At 71.9% G+C, this 21,675-nt stretch carries 17 protein-coding genes; 9 read left to right on the top strand and 8 right to left on the bottom strand.

What is annotated here, in order from left to right; all coding sequences use genetic code 11:
* Nucleotides 1-155: 155 nt before the first annotated feature.
* A complete protein-coding gene (locus ACWCRB_RS41055; RefSeq protein ID WP_451000938.1) occupies nt 156-1,565 on the top strand; it encodes a DNA-3-methyladenine glycosylase 2 family protein in 1,410 nt (469 codons plus the stop codon).
* A 2-nt stretch (nt 1,566-1,567) separates the two neighbouring features.
* Entirely contained in the window at nt 1,568-2,092 is a 525-nt protein-coding gene (locus ACWCRB_RS41050) for a methylated-DNA--[protein]-cysteine S-methyltransferase (RefSeq protein ID WP_451000937.1), read from the top strand.
* A gap of 2 nt (nt 2,093-2,094) precedes the next feature.
* Here ACWCRB_RS41050 and ACWCRB_RS41045 read toward each other — a convergent pair whose 3' ends face one another.
* Nucleotides 2,095-2,475, bottom strand: a complete 381-nt coding sequence (locus ACWCRB_RS41045) for a PPOX class F420-dependent oxidoreductase (protein WP_451000936.1) — start codon at nt 2,473-2,475, stop codon at nt 2,095-2,097.
* 129 nt (nt 2,476-2,604) lie between these two features.
* Between ACWCRB_RS41045 and ACWCRB_RS41040 the strand changes: the two genes are divergently transcribed.
* On the top strand, nt 2,605-3,888 hold the full coding sequence (locus ACWCRB_RS41040; RefSeq protein ID WP_451000935.1) for an SGNH/GDSL hydrolase family protein: 1,284 nt from the start codon (nt 2,605-2,607) through the stop codon (nt 3,886-3,888).
* Here the strand turns inward: ACWCRB_RS41040 and ACWCRB_RS41035 are convergent.
* From ACWCRB_RS41035 to ACWCRB_RS41025, 3 genes are all read right to left on the bottom strand, one after another.
* A complete protein-coding gene (locus ACWCRB_RS41035; RefSeq protein WP_451000934.1) occupies nt 3,875-6,211 on the bottom strand; it encodes a glycosyl hydrolase family 95 catalytic domain-containing protein in 2,337 nt (778 codons plus the stop codon). The genes ACWCRB_RS41040 and ACWCRB_RS41035 overlap by 14 nt on opposite strands.
* A gap of 108 nt (nt 6,212-6,319) precedes the next feature.
* Nucleotides 6,320-6,802 (bottom strand): DUF456 domain-containing protein, encoded by a 483-nt coding sequence (locus tag ACWCRB_RS41030; protein WP_451000933.1) that lies wholly within the window; start codon nt 6,800-6,802, stop codon nt 6,320-6,322.
* A 75-nt stretch (nt 6,803-6,877) separates the two neighbouring features.
* A complete protein-coding gene (locus ACWCRB_RS41025) occupies nt 6,878-7,873 on the bottom strand; it encodes a winged helix-turn-helix transcriptional regulator (RefSeq protein WP_451000932.1) in 996 nt (331 codons plus the stop codon).
* Nucleotides 7,874-8,306: 433 nt separating this feature from the next.
* Between ACWCRB_RS41025 and ACWCRB_RS41020 the strand changes: the two genes are divergently transcribed.
* Both ACWCRB_RS41020 and ACWCRB_RS41015 read left to right on the top strand, forming a co-directional pair.
* Entirely contained in the window at nt 8,307-10,337 is a 2,031-nt protein-coding gene (locus ACWCRB_RS41020) for a protein phosphatase 2C domain-containing protein (RefSeq protein ID WP_451000931.1), read from the top strand.
* 315 nt (nt 10,338-10,652) lie between these two features.
* A complete protein-coding gene (locus tag ACWCRB_RS41015) occupies nt 10,653-11,177 on the top strand; it encodes an ATP-binding protein (protein WP_451000930.1) in 525 nt (174 codons plus the stop codon).
* A gap of 47 nt (nt 11,178-11,224) precedes the next feature.
* On the opposite strand, the gene ACWCRB_RS41010 is transcribed toward ACWCRB_RS41015, so the two are convergent.
* On the bottom strand, nt 11,225-12,271 hold the full coding sequence (locus ACWCRB_RS41010) for a DUF2637 domain-containing protein (protein ID WP_235474050.1): 1,047 nt from the start codon (nt 12,269-12,271) through the stop codon (nt 11,225-11,227).
* 353 nt (nt 12,272-12,624) lie between these two features.
* Nucleotides 12,625-13,467 (bottom strand): (2Fe-2S)-binding protein, encoded by an 843-nt coding sequence (locus ACWCRB_RS41005; RefSeq protein WP_451000929.1) that lies wholly within the window; start codon nt 13,465-13,467, stop codon nt 12,625-12,627.
* Between the two features lie 250 nt (nt 13,468-13,717).
* Here ACWCRB_RS41005 and ACWCRB_RS41000 point away from each other — a divergent pair, with 250 nt between their 5' ends.
* The gene (locus tag ACWCRB_RS41000) at nt 13,718-14,578 is read left to right on the top strand and encodes a GntR family transcriptional regulator (RefSeq protein ID WP_451000928.1); all 861 of its coding nucleotides are present in this window, start codon (nt 13,718-13,720) and stop codon (nt 14,576-14,578) included.
* Nucleotides 14,579-14,676: 98 nt separating this feature from the next.
* Here ACWCRB_RS41000 and ACWCRB_RS40995 read toward each other — a convergent pair whose 3' ends face one another.
* Both ACWCRB_RS40995 and ACWCRB_RS40990 read right to left on the bottom strand, forming a co-directional pair.
* The gene (locus ACWCRB_RS40995) at nt 14,677-15,450 is read right to left on the bottom strand and encodes a hypothetical protein (RefSeq protein WP_369030437.1); all 774 of its coding nucleotides are present in this window, start codon (nt 15,448-15,450) and stop codon (nt 14,677-14,679) included.
* A gap of 217 nt (nt 15,451-15,667) precedes the next feature.
* On the bottom strand, nt 15,668-17,350 hold the full coding sequence (locus ACWCRB_RS40990; protein WP_451000927.1) for a PucR family transcriptional regulator: 1,683 nt from the start codon (nt 17,348-17,350) through the stop codon (nt 15,668-15,670).
* Nucleotides 17,351-17,634: 284 nt separating this feature from the next.
* Between ACWCRB_RS40990 and ACWCRB_RS40985 the strand changes: the two genes are divergently transcribed.
* The 3 genes from ACWCRB_RS40985 to ACWCRB_RS40975 are packed head-to-tail and all read left to right on the top strand — an operon-like array spanning nt 17,635 to nt 21,513.
* Nucleotides 17,635-18,525 (top strand): FAD binding domain-containing protein, encoded by an 891-nt coding sequence (locus ACWCRB_RS40985; protein WP_451000926.1) that lies wholly within the window; start codon nt 17,635-17,637, stop codon nt 18,523-18,525.
* A complete protein-coding gene (locus ACWCRB_RS40980; RefSeq protein ID WP_451000925.1) occupies nt 18,525-19,112 on the top strand; it encodes a (2Fe-2S)-binding protein in 588 nt (195 codons plus the stop codon). Before ACWCRB_RS40985 ends, ACWCRB_RS40980 begins: the two co-directional genes overlap by 1 nt.
* A 1-nt stretch (nt 19,113) precedes the next feature.
* Nucleotides 19,114-21,513 (top strand): xanthine dehydrogenase family protein molybdopterin-binding subunit, encoded by a 2,400-nt coding sequence (locus tag ACWCRB_RS40975; RefSeq protein ID WP_451000924.1) that lies wholly within the window; start codon nt 19,114-19,116, stop codon nt 21,511-21,513.
* Nucleotides 21,514-21,675 lie beyond the last annotated feature (162 nt).

The raw sequence follows: 21,675 nt of genomic DNA, 5'->3' as shown, positions 1-21,675 counted from the left end.
TTTTTGTTTGCGGGGGGGGGTTTGTGGGGGGGGGGGGGGGGCGGGCCCCCCCCCCCCCCCAGGGATGGGAATGGGTAGGGGCGGCGGGGGCGAGACAAACCCCGTGTCCGATATCCGCCAGCCCCACCCCCCCCACCTCACGCAAACTGGACAGCGTGACCGACCAAGACACCAGGTACGCGGCCGTGCGCAGCAGGGACGCCCGGTTCGACGGCGAGTTCTTCTTCGCCGTCGAGACCACCGGCATCTACTGCCGCCCCAGCTGCCCCGCAGTCACCCCCAAACGGCACAACGTCCGCTTCTACCCGACCGCCGCCGCAGCACACGGCGCCGGCTTCCGAGCCTGCCGCCGCTGCCGCCCGGACGCCGTCCCCGGCTCAGCCGAGTGGAACGTACGCGCGGACGTCGTAGGCCGGGCGATGCGCCTGATCGGCGACGGAGTCGTCGACCGGGAGGGCGTCGCCGGGCTCGCCGTACGGCTCGGGTACAGCGCACGCCAGGTCCAGCGCCAGCTCACCGCAGAACTGGGCGCGGGCCCCGTCGCCCTCGCCCGCGCCCAGCGGGCCCACACCGCACGCGTCCTGCTGCAGACCACCGGCCTGCCGGTGACCGAGATCGCCTTCGCCGCCGGATTCGCCAGCGTCCGCCAGTTCAACGACACGATCCGAACGGTGTACGCGGCCACCCCGAGCACCCTCCGCGCGAAAGCGCCCAGTACCACCCCCACCCCCACCCCCGCGCCCACGTCCACATCCACCCCACCCGGTATCCCCCTCCGCCTCTCCCACCGCGGCCCCTACCACTCCGCCGCCGTCTTCGACCTCCTCGCCCGCGAGGCCGTCCCCGGCATCGAGGAGGTGAGCGGCAGCCCGGGCAGGCGTACGTACCGCCGGACGCTGCGCCTCCCGTACGGCACCGGAATCGTCGCCGTCGAGGAGTACGGGAGCGCGCCCCGGGGGCGTTGGCTGGACGCCCGGCTGCACCTCACCGACCTGCGCGACCTGACGACCGCCGTCCAGCGGCTGCGACGCCTGTTCGACCTCGACTCGGATCCGTACGCCGTCGACGAGCGCCTCGGCGCGGACCCCCGCCTCGCCCACCTGGTCGCGCTCCGGCCCGGCCTGCGTTCGCCCGGAGCCGCCGATCCCGCGGAGCTGGCCGTGCGGGCGCTGGTCGGCAGGGAGGCGGCGGAGCGGCTCGTGGCGCGGTACGGCGAAGTGCTCCCATCCCCCTCCGGCAGCCTCACCCACCTCTTCCCCGAGTCTGCCGTGCTGGCGGAGGCGGCCGCCCGGGACGGCGACAGTCCGCTCCGCGCTCTCACCGCCGCCCTCGCCGACGGCACCCTGCGGCTCGACCCCGGCGCCGACCGCGACGAGACCCACCGAGCCCTGCTGGCCCTGCCTGGACTCGACCCCCGTACTGTCGCCGTCGTCCGGGCCCGTGCCCTCGGCGACCCCGACGTCGCGCCGCCCGGCGTGGACGTGCCCGACACCTGGCGCCCCTGGCGCTCGTACGCCCTCCATCACCTCATCGCCGCAGGCGAGTGGGAGTCCTCATCGTCATGAACATGAATACGCACACCGCTGTCTCCGCCACCGTCTACTGGACCACACTCGACAGCCCCCTCGGCCAACTCCTCCTCACCGCCGACGAGTCGGGCGCCCTCACCTCCCTCTCCGTGCCGGGACAGAAGGGCGGCCGGACCGCCGGAAGTGTCGAGGACGGGTGGCGGGCCGACCCCGGGCCCTTCCGAGCCGCGGAAGCCCAACTCGCCGCCTACTTCGCCGGTGAACTCACCCATTTCCAGCTGGAGTTGAGGAGCAGCGGGACCGAATTCCGGCAGCGGGTCTGGGACGCCCTCGACTCGGTGCCGTACGGGGAGACCACCACGTACGGGCGGATCGCCGCGCGGATCGGGGCCTCCCGGGCCGCCGTACGGGCCGTCGGCGGTGCGATCGGCGCCAATCCGCTGCTCGTCGTCCGGCCCTGTCACCGGGTGATCGGCGCGGACGGGTCCCTCACGGGGTACGCCGGCGGTCTTGACCGCAAGCGCCGGCTGCTCGGGCTGGAGGGCGTTCCGCTCGCTCCGTAGGGTCAGTCCTCGCCCTGTTCCTCCAGGCCCCAGCTGTGGATCCGCCTCGGGTGGATGCGGATCACCTCCTCGCTGAAGTGCGGGCCCAACTCGTGCGGGCCTGTGAGGAGTTCGGCCTCGCCGCGGATGTCGACGCCGCGTACTTTCCAGGGGCGGACGCTCACCACGTCGTCGACGACCAGTGCGACCTTCGGGTTCTTCTCCAGGTTGCGCCACTTCTTGGTGCGGCCCATCGCGAGGCCGCCGATCAGGATCGTCCCGTCGTCCTGCGGGAAGAAGCCGACGGGGTTCGCCTGGGGCTGCCCGTGAGGGTCGACGGTGGCCAGCCGTCCCAGCCGCTGGCTCCGGAGGTAGGCGCGCTCCGCCGCGCTGAATTCGGTCATGGCGGCAGCCAAACACGGCGGGCCGGGCGGGCGCAGCGGAAACACGGGTGTACGTGCGAACGTAAGTGCGTGCCGCCATGGGTGTGACATCGCGGTGGCGCCGGTGATCGTTCGGGGAACCATGCGCCCATGACCCGCGCGATCATGGTTCGGCACATCCTCGCGGCCCTGGTGACCGCCCTGGCGCTCGTCCCGCCCGCCGCGACAGCCGACGAGGGGCCCACCGAATTCCTCCTGCCCCCGACCCCGGTCCTGTCTCCTGTGTCTGCCGCTGCGGAAACCCCCGTTCCCCGGCTTTGGACCGGCACCTGGGCTGCCGCCGCCTCCGGGACCGTCGCGGGCAGGCCCGGCGCCTCCTTCCGCAACGTCCTGCATCTCAGCGTCGGCGGCAGCGCGCTGCGCGTCCGGCTCACCAACCGGCTCGGCACCGAGCCCCTGCACCTCGGCGCCGTCACCGTCGCGCTCCAGGAACCCGGCGAGCCCAGGAGCCCGGACGCCGAACCCGGTTCGATGCGTACGGCCACCTTCGCGGGTGCCCCCACGGTGACCATCCCGGCGGGCCAGGACCGCGTCACCGACGCCGTCGACCTCGTCGTGCCGTACGGCGCCAATCTGTTGGTCACCGTCCACACGCCCGACGACTCCGGACCGGCGACCTACCACCGGACGGCCAAGCAGACCAACTTCACTGCCCCGAGCGGCGATTGGGCCGACGTGGAGAACGGTGACGCCTACACCAGGACGACCACCTCCTGGTACTACGTCACCGGCGTGGACGTCCTCGACGCACCCGCCGCCGGCAGCGTGGTCGCGCTCGGCGACTCCCTCACCGACGGCGGCGGCACCACCTCCGACACCAACCGCCGCTGGCCCGACCGTCTCGCCGACCGGTTCGCCGCACTGCCCCCGAACCGCCGCCTCGGCGTCCTGAACGCGGGCATCTCCGGCAACCGTCTCCTCCTCGACGGCGTCGGCCCGCGCGCCCTGAGCCGCTTCGGCGCCGACGTCCTCTCCCGGACCGGGGTCCGCGCGGTGATCGTGTTCGAGGGCATCAACGACATCAACGGGACCCCGGCCGAGACCGATCCGCGCGCCATCGAGAAGGCCTACCGGACCCTCGTGGCCCGCGCCCACGCCCACGGCATCCGTGTCATCGGCGCCACCATCACCCCGTATGCCGGCCACGCCCAGTGGAAGGAGGACCGCGAGTCCGTACGCCGGACCGTGAACACCTTCATCCGCACCAGCGGCCTCTTCGACGCGGTCGTCGACTTCGACGCCGCCGTCCGCGACCCGGAGTACCCGCAGCGGATGCGCGCCGCCTACGACCCCGGCGACCACCTCCACTTCAACGATGCCGGCATGCGCGCCATGGCCGACGCGATCAACCTCGCGGACCTCATGCGTCTGTGAGCGGTGGCAGGCCCCAGCGTGGGGCCTGGGCATTCGGGCGGACCGGGGCGATCGTCAGGTCCGGGCGGTCGCCCCGGGCCGTGACGGTCGCCGACTCGCCCTTCCGCAGGGCGAGTTGGATCGTCCCCTCGCCGAGATCCCGGTAGCGCAGGGTGCGGCCACGCTCGTCCCGTACGTCGATCCGGCCCGCGATGCCGTGCCGTACGACACAGGGTGCGCCCGCCTCGCTGACCAGACGTACCCAGCGTGTGACACCGTCCTCGCGGACCGCGCTCAGCAGAAACGCCCCCTGCGTACGGAAGTTGTGCACCGTGAGGTCCGCCCACGCGGCCGGCAGCGCCGGGAACACGCGGACGATCCCGCCCCAGGACTGGCAGACCATGTCGTGCAGGGACTGCGCGGCCGAGAGCGGTGTCTCGATGACCGGGCCCGACTCCTTGTACATGGTGTTGGGCTGGATGAAACGGGACATCAGCTCACCCAGGTAGGCGAGCGCGTCCTCGCCCTTGCCCAGCAGCGCCGACATCGAGGCCGCGCCCGTGAACGTGTAGCCCTGCAGGGCGCCCTCGAAGCCCACCCAGTGGGCCAACGACCGCTCGATCAGGGCCCGTTCGTCCGGTGAGCGGCCGGTCAGTTCGTACAGAGGGTAGATCGCGAGCAGGTGGGAGTAGTGGCGGTGGGACTTCGCGAAAGGGATGTCCGCGCCGATCATGAAGCCGTTCGCGTCGGTCGGATACGCCACCCGCCTGGCCAGCACCTCGCGCCAGCGCGGCGCCAACTCGTCATTGATGCCCAGCAGTTCGGCGGATTCGAGGAGAGTGCGGCAGCCCCAGGTGAGCAGCATCAGGTCGTAGTTGCAGTCGCGGGAGTTGCCGCCGTACTCCGGGGAGAAGGTGGGCGGCAGGTGCAACCTGCCGTCGGGGCCCGGCTCCAGGAAGTGCAGGTAGTAGTTGATCGCCTTGCGGAGGAGCGGGTACAGGACATCGCGGAGGATTCGCTCGTCCATGGTGTGGCGGTAGCTGAGCCAGACGTTGTGGAGGGCCCAAGTCAGGTTCCCGACCTCGGGAGTTGGCGGGTCCTGACCGGGGATGCCCACGCCGTAACCCATCAGGGGGCTGATGGCGCCGTTCACGAGGTGGGGGTCGGTGGTGCGTGGGATACCGAGCGAGTCGGCGCGGTACGGCTGCGCGGTCTCCTTGGCCAGGTTGTCCCGGAACTCGCTCAACGCCCTTGTCACGGCGTCGAGTTCGAGGTGGTTGGAGCCGTGGATCAGCCAGTACTCCAGCTGCACGTTCAGGTTCCACCAGGTGTTCGGCCAGGGCGTGGGCTCCAGCCAGGGGCCGCAGGTCGCCATCACGGGCGCGTCCCGGCGGGCGGCCGACGCCGTCTTGTAGAGCTGGATCCAGTAGAAGCGCTGGATCCTGGCGTCGGGGACGGACAGGAAACTCTTGCGGTAGTACGCGTTCCACCAGGCCCGGTGGCTCGACGCGAGGGCGGAGTAGGGGAGTTGGGAGGCGCCGCGCACCTCCTTGAGCGCCCGCCCGAGTGCCGTGCGCCTCGGGTACGAGTGCGCCACATGGACGTACAGCGTCCGGCTCGTGCCCCAGCCGCGCTCCCGCCAGGCCGTCACATGCTCGCCGCCCGCCAGCAGGGGCTGTACGGCGGCGAAGACGCCGTGGTGCTCGTCGTACTCGGCGACCTGGGCGGGGTCGTTGCCCCGGTAGCCGTCCGGCAGCGGTTTGGAGGCGGCGCGCGGGCTGATCGCGTCGGCCGGGTGGAACACCCACCGGAAGCCGCGCTCGCCCTTGCTCGGGGTGACCTCGACGGCGAGGACCGAGCGGTCGTTGTGCACCAGGGCGCGCAGGGCGAGGGTGCCACGGTCGGTGGTGAGCGTGCCGGTGAGTTCGGCGTCGCGCAACCCGAGCCGCCAGTCGAGACCGGTGATCGTGCCCACCGGCTCCAGCGTGAAGTACCCGATGGGCAGCCGCGCGAGCCCGAAGAGGGAGCCGAACTCGGGCCTGTGGTCCTGCACTTCGGAGTGCTGGACATTGAAACGGACGGCCTTGGTGGGGGAGTCGGGGTCGGCGTAGATGCCGGAGCCGAGGAAGCCGTTGCCGAGATACGGGCCCTCGTACCAGGTGGTCGGCATCCGCTGCCAGACGAGGTCGGCGTCGTCGAGGACGGTGCGCCAGGGGTCGGTGTGCTGGGGACCGGTGTGCTGGGGGTCGGGGGTCTGTGCCTGCGCGGGCAGTCCTCCGGTGAGGAGCCCGCCGCCCAGGGCGGATCCGGTGGCGAGGACGGTACGTCTGGACGGGCTGGGCACATTGCCTCCCGGCGGCTCGGATCATTCGTTCATTCATCGGAGCTATCCCGGAAAGCAACGTAGAGAAGGTGTGAGATGCCGTCAATAAGGTGAGAGAGATCCGATGTGTCAGCCCCAGAATGTGGCCCCCAGCCACGCGCCCGCGATCAGCAGGCAGGTGAAGAGTTCGATGAGCACGCTGGTGCCGCCCGACCGCATCACCCTCCGCACGGCCGCCACCGCCTCGCCGTGCCGGCCCAGCCGGAGCCGCTCGTAGAGGTAGACGCCGCCGACGAAGCCCGGGATCGCGCCCAGCACGGGCAGCAGGAAGAAGCCGAGCAGGGCGCCCGTCCCGGCGTACACCGCCATACGGGGGGTTGCGCCGCTCGCGCGCAGTCGGCGCGGGGGCAGCTGCCAGCGCACCACCTGGGACAGGAACAGGACGACGGTCGTACCCACGAGCACCCACCAGGAGACCGCCTCCGGATCCTTCAGCGCCCACCACAGAACCGCGGCCCATACAAGCCACGACCCCGGCACCCCGGGCACCAGAACTCCGCACAGACCGAACAGCATCACCAGGCCGATCAGCAGGAGATCCCACGCTCCCATCTGTCCAGCGTGACTGAGGGCCGGGGAAACCGCAGGTCAGGGGAGAGGGGAACCGCTGGCAAAGGCGCCGAGGGCTCAGGGGCGTCGGTCGCGGACGACCCAGCCCCGCTCGTACGCGTGCCAGCCCAGCTGCAGCCGGGTCGTCACACCCGTCAGCTCCATCAGCCGTTTCACCCGGCGCTGTACGGTCCGCAGCCCCAGGCCCAGTTGCTTGGCGACGCTCGCGTCGGTCAGCCCGGCCAGCAGCAGGGACAGGATCTCCAGGTCGGCGGCGTCGGGCTGGTCCGGCGTGCCTTCCGTGAACCCGTCGTCCGCCGCGCCGAGGCGCAGGGGGAGCGCGTCGCGCCACACCGACTCGAACAGGCCCGACAGCAGTTCGAGCAGCCCGCTGGCGTGGACGACCAGCGCGGCGGGCTCCGCCGTACGGGAGGTGAGGGGGACGAGGGCGAGTGAGCGGTCGGCGATCACCAGCTTCGTCGGCACCTGATCGACGACCCGGACCCGCTCGCCCCGGTTCAGCGCGGCGGTCAGCTCGGTGACACCGGCGGGCAGATCCAGCACCGCCCGTTCGACGACCACGCGGTAGTCGACGCCGCGGTCGGCGGCCTGCTCCTCCGCGTGGTTCTCGGGGCCGGTGACGGCCACCGGATTGCCGGTGACCAGCGCGCACACCTCGTCGCTCGCACCCAGCTGGAGCTGGAGGAACCGGCGCGAGACCGCTGCCGCGCCCGTCACCACCTCGACCAGGTCGTGCACGGCGGGTTCGGCGGCCTGGGCCCGGTACTCCTCGGCGAGCAGCGCGGCGGCCAGCTCCGCCTTCTCCAGTTCGTGCCGCTGCTGGGTGAGCAGGGCGCCCAGCGCGACCCCGGGCGGCGCGGCGACCCAGCGCCCGGGCCGCGCCGACGACTGGGCGGCGAGTCCGTGCCGCTCCAGCCGGCGCAGGGCGCGCTCGGTGACGTACTCGCCGAGCGAGAGCCGTCGTGCGAGATCGGGCACATCGGCGGCGCCCACGGCCACCAGGGCCCGGTACGCCGACTCGTGCGCCTCGTCCAGACCTATCGCCGCAAGCACCGGGCGCCGCCCTCCCCAACGTTGTCCGTGGCGGGAACCGGCCACGACGCAAACCCGCCTCGGTACATCATCGCCGTACCACCCTTCCCTCTGCCAAGGTGTCGCCACCGCCAACCACAGCGGAACCCAAGGAAGACCGGTCACACTCGGGTCGGAGCGGACCGGCGTGCACGGCAGTTCGACGTACGACGCGCGCTGTACGGCTCTCGCAGGCCTGGAACTCGTGGGGTCTGCGGGGGTTCGTGGGTCAGGTCACCCCGGCGTCGCCGGGCGGTTCTCCCGTGGGGGGTGGGGCCGCCCGGCGACTTGTTTCGTACGGCTGTTCGTCGTGTCATCCGACACGCCGTCGAACACGCCGTTCACGACGGAACACCCCACCGGATTTTCCTGATGCCCCGTTTTCATCCGGCCCGTGCGGTGGACAATTGGGGGCATGAGCCAGCAGGGGGAGAGGTCCACCGGTCACGAGGACGACTGGTGGGGGCAGCTGTACGACGACTCCACCGAGGACACCGGGCCCACGGCCGCGGGCGACTCCCTGGACGACCGGTTCGCCTCGGCGGCGGGCACGGTCGACGATGTCCCGGAGGGGTCCTCGGCCTATGGGCCGGGGTACGGGTCCGGGTACGAGGACGATGCGGTGTTCGGGCGCGAGACTGTGTCGGGGGATGCCTTCGGCGCCTCTGGTGCTTCCGGTGCTTCCGGTGCCTTCGAGGAGTGGGACGACTTGGCGGCGGAGGCCTTGCCACCACTGCCGTCGCGGCCCGTACCGCCTCCGGTTCCCGTCCCCCCTCCGGCTCCGGTCTCGCTTCCGCCGCAGCGTGGCGGGGTCCCCTACGGGATGTGGAACGCCCCGGGCGGCAATGGCCCAGGGCGGCCCCGCGCCCCCTGGGAGCCGCCGCCGGCCATGCCCCCGGGCCCCGCGACCTTCCCGCCCGGCCCCAAGCCACCGGGCTTCCGGGACCGCACGCAGCCGTCCGCGCCTGGCGGCCCTGCCGGACCGGCCCGGCAGGCAGGCGCCGACAACACGGACGCCAAGGACGACACGGATGCCGTGTGGGACGCCCCGCCGCGTCCGCAGGCGCCCACGCCCGGTGCCGAGAGGCCGGCCCGTGAGAGCGCCCGGGAGGCAGGCGCTGACATCCCGGACGTCACGGACGGTGTGTGGGGCGCCCCGCCGCGTCCGCCCGCCGCGACCGGCCCCGTATCCGCGTCCGCGTCCGCCCCGGAGGACCCTCCGGACAGGCGGCCCGCCTCGGGGCCGGCGCCCCTCTCCGGCTGGGCCGCGTCGAAGGGCGAACCCCGGCGCGATCCCGTCCAGGACGGCCCCCCGGCCGACTCCTCCCTCCTCCGGGGCCCGGTCCTCCGTACCCCCACCCGTCGGGACATCCCGGCCATCCCGCCCGAGGCGCCGAAGTCGCAGGAGCGGCGGGAGGGCTCCGGAACGCCTGACCCCGCCGCCCCTTCCTCCGCGATCACCACCGACGGGCCGCCCACCACCGTCGACCACGTCGGTTCCGGTCCCCCCACCTACGCCCCCGAGCCCACCGCCCTCCCGCCCGCTGACCCCGACGACCTGGGGGACCTCGTCGCGGACACCGTGCTCGACGGGGCGCAGTACGGTGCCAGCACGCTCCGGGCCGTCTCCCTGCGCGGGGACTCCGCGCGCTTCCGGGGGGAGCCCCGACGGGACTCCCTCCTCACCGCCCGCTTCGGGGCGGGCGACCAGGCACTCGTCCTCATCGCCATGGCGACCGGCGCCCGTGCCACGCCCGGCGCGCACCGGGCCGCCGCCGAGGCGTGCCAGTGGATCGGGCGCGCGGTGGGGCGCAGCCATGTACGGCTCGCCGAGGACATCCGGGCCGCCCGGCGCGGTGACCTCAAGTCGGGGCTGCACCGGCTCACCGACCGCAGCCTCGGCAAGCTCCGCGCGAGCGCCGCCGAGCAGGGCATCGAGCCCGAGGAGTACACCGCGGGCCTGCGCTGCCTGCTGCTCCCCGCCGACCCCGAGTGCCGTACGCGCGTGTTCTTCGGCGTCGGCGCGGGCGGACTGTTCCGGCTCCGGGACGGCGAGTGGCAGGACATCGAACCCCGGGTCGCCGAGATCCCGGCCGGTGAGCCCGTCGTCGGATTCGGTTCGCTGCCCCACGAGACCCCGGACGGCGACCGGCTCACCATGGACCTCGGGATCACGACCCCGCCGAGCCCGTACGAGCCCGCCCCCGAACCGCCCCGCGAGCCCTTCCGGTTCCGGGCCTCCGTCGCCCGCCCGGGGGACGCGCTCCTGCTGTGCACCGGCGGCCTCGCCGAGCCGCTGCGGGGCGAGCCCGAGCTGTGCGAGTACCTCACGGGACGCTGGTCCGCCCCCACCCCGCCGGGCCTCGCCGCGTTCCTCGCCGACGCCCAGGTACGGGTCAAGGGGTACGCGGACGACCGTACGGCCGCCGCGGTCTGGGAGGCGTGACAGGGGCTGCCGAAGGAAGTGGCCTACGGCTGGATCGGCAGTCCGCACTGGACAGTTGAGCCGGTTCGTCGCCGCCACGCGCCCGTCCCCGCACTGGCCGGGCGCGTGAACTGCCGCAGCGTCCGCTCCACATGCCTCTCCAGCAGCGCCCGGTGGGCGCGGTCGACGTCCTGATCCGGCCAGGAACGGTCCAACCATCCCCGTACATCCGGTCGTTGACGATTCGACATGACTGCCGTGTTCAGGTCGGGGGCATGGATCCCGTGAACGCGTTCGATCAGGAGGGGACAGTACACCGGCGTCCGGGCGGGGGTCATGGAGAGGCAGGCACGAGGAGGCGGTCCCGTAACCATCGGGGCCTTCTCGAGGAAAGCGGCGGAGGAAGACACCGACAACGGCAGCGACAACGACACAGACCACGGCATCCGCGACGGCGATGGCGTGAACCGGGGGGAGGCGTCGCAATTGAGGCGCAGGCTGGGCTGTTCGGATCTGAGAGAGGTACCGGAGGCCCGCAGGGCCATGCGGGAGTTGCTGCGGCACTGGGGAAGGCCCGGCAGCTCGGAGATAGCGGAACTGCTGACCAGTGAACTGGTCACCAACGCACTGGTCCACACCGACCGCGACGCGGTGCTGACGGCCACCGTCTCGCCGCACGGATTACGCGTGGAGGTACGGGACTTCGTGGGACGCAGGCCGAGACTGCGCGTACCGGACGCCGACGACGGTACGCACGGGCGAGGCCTGGTTCTGGTGGAGTCCCTCGCCGACGCGTGGGGAGTCAGGGCGCACGGTGTGGGCAAGGCGGTGTGGTTCGAACTGAACGGGGGCGCGGCCTGAATCGGCCGCGCCCCCGTGTCGGTCGCGCTCAGAACGTGCGGTAGTGCTCAGCCGTACTGCTTCTCGAGGTCCCGGAGCTTGCGCTCCAGGGAGTCCAGGCGGGGCAGGGCCATCGTGTCGTCCTCCGCCGTGAGGTCGACCGTGATCGAGTCACTGCTGCCACGAACGGGCTGGAGGGAGGGACGGGCGCGCAAGGGCAGCTGCTCCGCGGAGGATATGGCAGGCTCCGAGGTGACCTGGGCGGGCGCCCGCTCCACCTCGACCTGCTGGTGGCCACCGCCGCCGCCACCGCCGCCGAACGGGCCGCGGTGGCCCCGGCTGATCGCCTTGAGGTGCGCGCGCTCGGCCCGCTCCTGCTCCCGGCGGCGCAGTCGGGCCTGCTCCTTCTGGCGGCGGTCCTCACGCACCTCGTCGACCGCCTCGTCCAGGCTGCGCACGCCCTCGAGGAGCATCAGCGACCAGGCCTTGTACGTCTCACGGGGCGCCCGCGCCCAGCGGACCATACGGATCTGGGGCAGCGGACGCGGCACCAGACCCTGCTCGCGCAGGGCGGCCCGGCGGGTCTGCTTCAGCGCGCGGTCGAAGAGGACCGCGGCGGACAGGGACATGCCGGCGAAGAACTGCGGGGCACCCGCGTTGTCGAGACCCCGGGGCGCGTGCACCCAGTTGAACCAGGCGGCGGCAGCCGCGAACATCCACACGAGTATCCGGGAGCCGAGTGCCGCGTCACCGTGGCTGGCCTCGCGCACCGCGAGCACGGAGCAGAACATCGCCGCTCCGTCCAGACCGAACGGCACGAGGTACTGCCAGCCGTCGGTGAGGTTCAGGTTCTGCTCGCCGAAGCCGACGAGGCCGTGGAAGGAGAGCGCCGCGGCGACCGCCGCGCAGCAGAAGAGGAGTACGTAGGAAGCTGTGGCGAATATGGCTTCCTTGCGCCTGCGGCGCTCTTCGGTGCGCTCCCACGAGTCGTCCTGGCCGGCCTTCGCCCCGGAGGAGCGCTTGCCGCGCGCGAGCACCGCCACCGCCGCCAGCACGCCCAGGAGCAGTACGGCGCCCGGAAGCAGCCAGTTAAGCGATATGTCGGTCAATCTCATCTGGGGTCCCTTGCATTGGGATAGGGCGTAACGCCCGCCATAGTGGCCCAATCCCCTCAGCCCTCAGGGGGTTTCGGGGCAAGAGGCCGCCTAAGGAGGTGCAAGGGGATACTCAGGGCGACATTCTGCTCGAACTGCCGCTTGAGGGGCGGGAGTTGAGTTCGAATAAGACTACCCGTACGGGTGGTTCCACGGAAAGTTCCTGCGCCAAGTGAGGAACTTGTGAAGTGGCTGTAACCGTAGGGAGACCTAATCGAACGTGATCTTACGGCGGGGATCTTACGACACGTCATGCCGGCCCGTGCGGCAGGGGGGTACTCCTGACGGTTCCCCGGGGATTCCCTGAGGGTTCCTCAAGTCGCGGCGGCGGCCACGAGCTTGGCGACGCGTTCGCTCTCGCAGGTGCGCGGGCAGTTGTCGCACATCTCGTCCGGGCGGATCGTGTAGAAGAAGCAGCAGCTGGCGCGGTCGCGGGTGGGCAGCGTCGCGCCGTCCGGCGTCGTCACCTCGCGGAAGCCGGCCGAGCCGACGAACGGCCTGGTCGAGCCCGGCAGCAGCAGCTCCAGCTCCCGCTGCGCGCGGTCCGCCTCGCCGACGACCTGCCCTATGTAGTGCAGGCCCTCCACGACGTCGTCGGTCACCACGGCCCACAGGGCCCGGCCGCGCCGCCGCATCCGCGGCCCGAAACCGCCGAGCAGGGGCTCCAGGTGCTCGGTGAGCGCCGCCCGGACCTCCGCGCGCAGCGCCTCCTCGTCGCCGACGACGCGGGCGCCGGGCAGAGTGGCCGCGGGGTCGCCGGGCAGGCAGGCGAAGGTGCCCGGACGGACACGGAAGCGCCCGTCCACGCGGTGATAGGAGACGTCCTCCACGGGCAGCCGGGGTACCCGGCGGTGCAGGAACCACGGCACGGTGATCAGCAGGCAGGCGGTCCACGCGTACCGGTGCAGTCCGAAACCGGCGACGACGTCGGGGCGGCCCGGCTCCTCGTAGTCCCGCACGACCTGCTCGTGGTCCCAGGCGAGGAAGGAGTCGAGGTCGGCGTCGGCCGCCGCGAGCCCGGCGGCCCGGACCCAGCCGTCGCCGCGCGGATGCTCCTGCCCGGGGCCCAGCTCGATGACGGTCGCGTGCGAGTAGGCCTCGGCGAGCCGGTCGTACGAGTCCGCGACGGCGGACCGGGCCTGTACGGGAGCGGACATGTCGGGACCACCGCATCTCGAGAGATCGTTCGAAGACCGAAGACGAAGATCAAAGGTAAGCCTTACCTTACCCATCATGCCCGTGATGTGATCCGGATTTAACACCGGATCCGGCCCGGATCCGAACCTGGACTCGAATCGGGATTTGAACTGACGGAATGTGCGCCTATGGTGCTTGACGGGCGAGTAACAACCCGCCGTAATGACCCCATGTGCCGTCAAGGTGCCATCTAGCCCGGAGGAGGCCCCCGTGCAGCACGCCGGCCCACAGGGCGCGCACGGCTCGCCCGAGACAGGGGTCCCGGCTTCACGCCCGGGTGCCGTACGCGTCCCACCGCAGCCCAGGGCCGCGGACGTGGACCGGGGGTGGCGCCAGGGGGCGAGCGGCCCGACGGCCCGCGAGGTCGCGGGAGCGGGCGCCCGGGGAGGCGACGCCCGGGGTGAGCACACGCACAGCGAGCGGCCGATCCCGCTCCCTCGCACCGAGCAGGCACGCCCCGTCGTCCAGCGCTCCTCCGTGCGCGGCCAGATCCTCGACGCGCTGCGCACCGCGCTCGTCGGGGGCGAGCTGGCGCCCGGGGAGGTGTACTCGGCCCCCGCGCTCGGCGACCGCTTCGGCGTCTCCGCGACGCCCGTCCGCGAGGCGATGCAGCAGCTGGCCCTGGAAGGCGCCGTCGAGGTCGTCCCGAACCGCGGCTTCCGCGTCGTGGAACGCGGCGCCCGCGAACTGGCCGAGCTGGCGGAGATCCGCGCCCTGATCGAACTCCCGGTGATGCTCCGCCTGGCCCGCACGGTGCCGACGGAACGCTGGACGGAACTCCGCCCCCTGGCCGAGGCAACGGCCCGAGCAGCCTCCACCGGCTGCCGAGCCACCTACGCCGAATCCGACCGGGCCTTCCACCGAGCGGTCCTGTCCCTGGCCGGCAACACCCAACTCGTCCAGATAGCAGAGGACCTCCACCGCCGTGCCCAGTGGCCCTTGGTGGGCGCGAAGCCGGCGGCCCTCATGGCGGACGCGGCGGATCACATGGCTCTGCTGGACGCCTTGACCGCAAAGGACGTGCAGCTCGTCCAGTCACTGACACGAGAACATGTAACAGGCGCCCACTGAAGCGGAGTCAGGGGCGCGGGGAACTGCGCGACCAGCCACAACGAACCGGCAGTCGCCAACCAACCGAACAACCCCACCCAGTTGGCGCACCCAAGCAACTACGCAGAGGCCGCCGGCGGAGCCAACTGCCGCGCCAACCACGTAGGCACCCCACCCAACAACCGAAACAACCGCCCAGCCTCCGCCCGCAACCGAGAAGCCTCCGGCTCGGACTCCGCATCGGCGAGCGAAGCCAACGCCGGCGCGGTCCCCACGAGATACCCCAACTCCTCCCGAATCCGCAGCGATTCACCGAACCCGTGCCGCGCCTCCGCCAACTCCCCGTCCCGCAGGGCGAGTCCGGCCAGATGACGCCAGGTGAACGACAACAGCAGCGGATCCGCATGCGCGGTCGCCCCCGCATGGGCACGCCGATACGCGGCCCGCGCAGCCTGCGGAGACCCCGCCAGGTTCTCCGCCAGCAACCCCCGCCGAAAGTCCAGCACCGCCCGCCCGGAAGCCCCCGGCGGGATCAGCGCGGCGGCCCGCCCCAGCGCGGCCCGAGCCTCGTCGGCACGGTCCCGCACGCCGAGCAGCGTCGAGGCGTACGCCAACTGCCCCCGCTCGCACGCCGCCGCACCCCGCTCGTCGTCGCTCTGGGCCAGCGCCTCCGCCGTACGGAGCGCGTCCTCGGCCTCTCCCCAGCCCTGCTCGGTGTAGAGGCACCGCTCCACCAGCAGCGCGGCCCGCTGCAGCGAGGCGTCGGCCGTGGTGGGGTCGAGCAGCGCCGCCGCGTCCGCCCAGCAGGCGCGTGAGCGCAGCCGCCATACCGCGGTCTGGAGAGGATCGTCACCAGAGGTCGTTCCGTAACCAGACATGGCGGTATGCGCCACGTTGCCCTCCCCGAGCACGCCATCGAGCTTGTTGAGTGGTGGCGGCATCTCAGCATGAATCCCGGCACCGGGCCAAGGGGGTAGGTGAAGGATTTCACAAAGTCGGGGAAGATCGAGCGCCCCGGTTGCCGCGCAGCCGCTCCCACCCGGCGCACGCCAGGACCGCACGCCCCGTACGACCTGTCAGCGAACCCGTCGCCGCACAGCCGCCGCAGGCTCAACTCATCCGCAACGCCAGGAAGAAGTCCAGCTTGTCCTCCAGCCGCGACAGATCACGTCCCGTCAGCTGCTCGATCCGCCCCACCCGGTACCGCAGCGTGTTCACATGCAGATGCAGCCGGGTCGCGCAGCGCGTCCACGAGCCGTCGCACTCCAGGAACGCCTCCAGGGTCGGGATCAGCTCGGCGCGGTGGCGTCGGTCGTAGTCGCGCAGGGGGTCGAGGAGGCGGGCCGTGAAGGCGCGGCGGACGTCGTCCGGGACGAACGGGAGCAGGAGGACGTGGGAGGCCAGCTCCTGGTGGCCCGCCGCGCACACCCGGCCGGGGCGCGCCGCGGCCACCCGGCGCGCGTGCCGTGCCTCCTCCAGCGCCCCGCGCAGCCCTTCCGCCGAGTGCACGGCCGCGCTGACGCCGATCGTGAGCCGCCCGTCGTCGTCGAGGCCCGCCGACAGGGGGTCCCGTACGGCGGTGAGCAGTTCCTCGGCGAGGATCCCTGTCTCCGAACCGTCGTGCTCCGACGACACCGCCGGCAGTGGTACGAGGGCGATCGCCTCGTCGCCCGTCTGGGCCACCGCGATCCGGTCGGAGTGCTCCGGGCCCGCCAGCAGCGGGTCGACGAGGATTTCCTCCAGCAACGCCTGGGCCACCGGACCGCCCTCGATCTCGCCGCCGGCCCAGTCCACGCGGGCCACGACGACCTGCCAGTGCGGGGCCGCGCCGAGGCCGGGCAGCAGTACCGGCGCGGCGACCCGCAGCCGGGCCGCGATCTCGGCGGGCGCGGCGCCCGTCTGCACCAGCTCCAGCACCTCCTGGGCGAGCCGCCGCCGTACCGTACGGGCCGTGTCGCGCCGGTCGCGCTCGACCGCGATCAGCTGTGTGACGCCCTGCAGCAGGTCGAGCCGCTCCGCCGGCCAGTCCCCGGCGTCCGCCTCCACGGCGAGCAGCCAGTCGGAGAGAAGGGTTTCGCGTACGTCCCGCGAGCCGCCCTGTGCGGCGGCGGTACGGCCGTTGCCGCGTACCGGGAACAGGGAGTACGTCGTGCCGCCCACCGCCACCCGGTGGGGTCCGCGTCGGCCGGTGCGGGACGCCGTCAGATGCTCGGCCGCCAGGGCCGCGCACACGTCGGGGGCCGGGGCGGGGCCCGAGACCTTCGAGCCCGCGATGAGACGTCCGGCGGGGGAGAGGACCCAGGCGCGCAGGTCGAGGTCCGAGCCGAGCAGGTCCAGGACCACGTCGGGGCCGCCGCCCGCCGGGCCCGAGGTCATCATCCGGCGGTGCCGGTCCACGACCGCCGCCAGATCCCCGGCGCGCTCGCCGGACACCTGCCGTACGACGTGCTCGGTGATCGTCGCGAACGCGACCGACTCGTGCACCGCGAACAGTGGCAGCCGGTGCCGGGCGCAGGCCGTGATCAGGTCGTCCGGGACGGCCCCCAGCTCGGCCTCACCGGCGGCCAGGGCCGCGACCCCGGCCCCCGCCACGAGCCGTACGAACGACTCGGAGTCCGCCGGGTCCCGGCGCCAGGCCAGTCCGGTGAGCACCAGCTCGCCGCCCGAGAGGTAGCGGCTGGGGTCCCTGAGGTCGGTGGTCATCACCCCGCGGACGGTGCGGTCCAGCTCGTCCTCGCCGCCGAGCAGCCTGAGGCCCAGCGCGTCGGTGTCCAGCAGTGCGCGCAGCCGCATTCTCGTCGCCGCCGTTCTGTTTGCGAGCCGCGCTTTTCCGCCTGCGCGGCGCTCACTGTTTCCGGGGAAAATCAGAGAGGTTACTGATGCACCCCTGTTCATACGAATCTACAAGACGATCGCCCTGGCCAGCCAACTCCTTCATGGTTTCCGTGACTGACCCGGGCGGAGCACAGCGCTGTGTACTGATGTCATCCCCTGTGAACAGAACATGAACGAGCCATTGGCGCGACCCACCGGTACGACTCACGAGACGACCGAGACGAAGAGGAAAAGAGCCGGTCATGGACTTCCTTCGCCCCGCCAGCTGGCAGGAGGCGCTCGCCGCGAAGGCCGAGCACCCCACCGCTGTGCCGATCGCGGGCGGCACCGACGTGATGGTCGAGATCAACTTCGACCACCGTCGGCCCGAGTACCTGCTCGACCTCACCCGTATCGGAGATCTGTACGAGTGGGAGACCGACGGCGACAGTGTGCGACTGGGTGCCTCCGTCCCGTACACCAAGATCATGGAGAACCTGCGCGGCGAGCTGCCGGGCCTGGCCCTCGCCTCGCACACGGTCGCCTCCCCGCAGATCCGCAACCGCGGCGGTGTCGGCGGCAACCTCGGTACCGCCTCCCCGGCCGGTGACGCCCACCCGGCGCTCCTCGCCGCGGGCGCGCAGGTCGAGGCCGAGTCCGTACGAGGGACCCGGCTGATCCCGATCGACGACTTCTACACCGGTGTGAAGCGCAACGCGCTCGCGCCCGACGAGCTGATCCGCGCCGTCCGTATCAAGAAGGCGGACGGCCCCCAGCAGTACTCGAAGGTTGGCACTCGCAACGCCATGGTCATCGCGGTCTGCGCCTTCGGCCTCGCGCTGCACCCGTCGACGCGGACCGTCCGTACGGGCATCGGTTCCGCCGCGCCCACACCCGTCCGGGCCAAGGCCGCCGAGGAGTTCCTGAACGCGGCGCTCGACGAGGGCGGCTTCTGGGACAACGGGAAGATCATCACCCCGTCGGTCGCCAAGCAGTTCGCCGACCTGTGCGCCGCCGCCTGCAACCCCATCGACGACGTCCGGGGCACCGCGAGCTACCGCCGCCACGCGGTCGGCGTGATGGCCCGCCGCACACTGACGTGGACCTGGGAGTCGTACCGCGGCACCGCCGCCCGCACGGAGGGAGTCGCGTAATGCGCGTCAATTTCACGGTCAACGGGCGTCCGCAGGAGGCCGACGACGTGTGGGAGGGCGAGTCCCTGCTGTACGTGCTGCGGGAGCGGCTCGGCCTGCCGGGCTCCAAGAACGCCTGCGAACAGGGGGAGTGCGGATCGTGCACCGTCCGCCTCGACGGCGTACCGGTGTGCTCGTGTCTCGTCGCGGCGGGCCAGGCCGAAGGGCGCGAGGTCGTCACGGTCGAAGGACTCGCCGACTACGCCAAGCAGCGTACGGAACACGGGAGTTGCGGAACGGGCGCCTGCGGTACGTCACTTGACGCGGCCAAGCGCTGGGAGCCCAAGGGCAGCACGGACTCCCAGACCGGCGAGGGCACCCAACTCGCCCCGATCCAGCAGGCGTTCATCGACGCCGGCGCCGTCCAGTGCGGATTCTGCACGCCCGGTCTGCTGGTCGCCGCCGACGAGATGCTGGAGCAGAACCCCAACCCGACCGACGCGGACATCCGCGAGGCGCTGTCGGGCAACCTGTGCCGCTGCACGGGCTACGAGAAGATCATGGACGCGGTCCGGCTGGCCGCGGCCCGACAGGGAGAGGCGGTCTGACATGCCCGGCAAGAGCGCTCCCCTCGGGACGCCCACCAAGGTCACCCAGGGCTCGCAGACCCGGGGCGGCATCGGCGAGTCCACGCTCCGCCCGGACGGCACCCTCAAGGTCACCGGCGAGTTCGCGTACTCGTCCGACATGTGGCACGAGGACATGCTCTGGGGCCAGATCCTGCGCTCCACGGTCGCCCACGCCGAGATCGTCTCGATCGACACGGCCGAGGCACTCGCACTGCCCGGCGTCTACGCGATCATGACGTACGACGACCTGCCGACCGACGTGAGGAACTACGGCCTGGAGATCCAGGACACCCCGGTCCTCGCCCACGGCAGGGTCCGCCACCACGGCGAACCGGTCGCCATCGTCGCCGCCGACCACCCGGAGACCGCGCGCCGCGCCGCCGCCAAGATCAAGGTCGAGTACCGCGAACTGCCGGTCATCACGGACGAGGCCTCCGCGACCGCGCCGGACGCGATCCTCATCCACGAGAACCGCACCGACCACCACATCGGCCACGTCGACCACCCGAACATCCTCCACCGCCAGCCGGTCATCCGAGGCGACGTCGAAGCAGCGCGCGCCCGGGCCGACTTCATCGTCACCGGCGAGTACACCTTCGGCATGCAGGACCAGGCCTTCCTGGGCCCCGAGTCGGGCCTGGCCGTCCCCGCCGAGGACGGCGGAGTCGACCTCTACATCGCCACCCAGTGGCTGCACTCGGACCTGCGCCAGATCGCCCCTGTGCTGGGCCTCCCCGAGGACAAGGTCCGGATGACGCTGTCGGGCGTCGGCGGCGCCTTCGGAGGGCGCGAGGACCTGTCGATGCAGATCCACGCGTGCCTGCTCGCCCTGCGCACAGGCAAACCCGTGAAGATCGTCTACAACCGCTTCGAGTCCTTCTTCGGTCACGTCCACCGGCATCCCGCGAAGCTCACCTACGAGCACGGGGCCACCAAGGACGGCAAGCTGACCCACCTGAAGGCGCGGATCGTGCTCGACGGCGGCGCGTACGCCTCCGCCTCCCCGGCGGTCGTCGGCAACGCGGCCTCGCTCGGCGCCGGCCCCTACGTCATCGACGACGTCGACATCGACTGCATCGCCCTCTACACCAACAACCCGCCCTGCGGCGCGATGCGCGGCTTCGGCGCGGTCCAGGCGTGCTTCGCCTACGAGGCACAGATGGACAAGCTCGCCGACGCGGTGGGCATGGACCGGGTCGAGTTCCGCCGCCTCAACGCGATGGAACAGGGCACGCTGCTGCCGACCGGACAGGCGGTCGACTCCCCGGCGCCGGTGGCCGAACTCCTGCGCCGCGTCAAGGCGATGCCCCTGCCGCCGGAGCAGCAGTGGCTGGCGGCGGGCGAGGCGGCGGACGTACGCCAGCTGCCGGGCGGCCTCTCCAACACCACCCACGGCGAGGGTGTCGTCCGGGGCATCGGCTACGCGGTCGGCATCAAGAACGTCGGCTTCTCCGAGGGATTCGACGACTACTCGACTGCCCGTGTCCGTATGGAGATTGTCGGCGGCGAGCCGGTGGCCACGGTCCACACGGCGATGGCGGAGGTCGGCCAGGGCGGGGTCACCGTCCACGCCCAGATCGCCCGCACCGAGCTGGGTGTCACCCAGGTGACGATCCACCCGGCCGACACCCAGGTGGGCAGCGCCGGTTCGACCTCGGCCTCCCGCCAGACGTACGTCACCGGCGGCGCCGTCAAGAACTCGTGCGAGCTGGTGCGGGAGAAGGTCCTGGAGGTGGGGCGCCGCAAGTTCGGCTCGTACCACCCGGCGTGGGCGACCGCTGAACTGCTCCTGGAGGGCGGCAAGGTGGTGACGGACGCCGGCGAGGTTCTGGCCGACCTGGTGGACGTCCTGGGTGACGAGGCCGTCGAGGTCGAGGCGGAGTGGCGACACCGGCCGACCGAGCCGTTCGATCTCCGTACAGGGCAGGGCTTCGGCCACGTCCAGTACTCGTTCGCCGCGCACCGGGCGGTCGTCGAGGTCGACACGGAACTGGGCCTGGTGAAGGTCATCGAGCTGGCCTGCGCACAGGATGTCGGCAAGGCGCTGAATCCGCTGTCGGTGATCGGCCAGATCCAGGGCGGTACGACGCAGGGTCTCGGCATCGCGGTGATGGAGGAGATCATCGTCGATCCGAAGACGGCCAAGGTGCGGAATCCGTCCTTCACGGACTATCTGATCCCGACCATCCTCGACACCCCGACCATCCCGGTCGACGTCCTCGAACTGGCCGACGCGCATGCGCCTTACGGCTTGCGCGGGGTTGGCGAGGCGCCGACGCTGTCGTCAACTCCGGCCGTTTTGGCGGCGATTCGGAATGCGACGGGCTTGGAGCTGACGAAGACGCCGGTGCGGCCTGAGCACCTGACCGGTACGGCGTAGTCGGTTCGTTGTCGGGTGCGGGCCCGGTGGGGCTTCTCGCGCAGTTCCCCGCGCCCCTGAAAGGCAGGGGCTGCGCCCCTCGCCTCCTCGACGACGGCCCGGCACCGGTGCGCGCGGCCCTCGCGACCGTGCTCGCCGCGCCCGGGACCCCCGTCTCCCACC

It is taken from the genome of Streptomyces sp. NPDC002156 (assembly GCF_053593675.1).
Note: the sequence above shows the minus strand (reverse complement) of the source record. Positions and strands in the feature narration are given on the sequence as shown.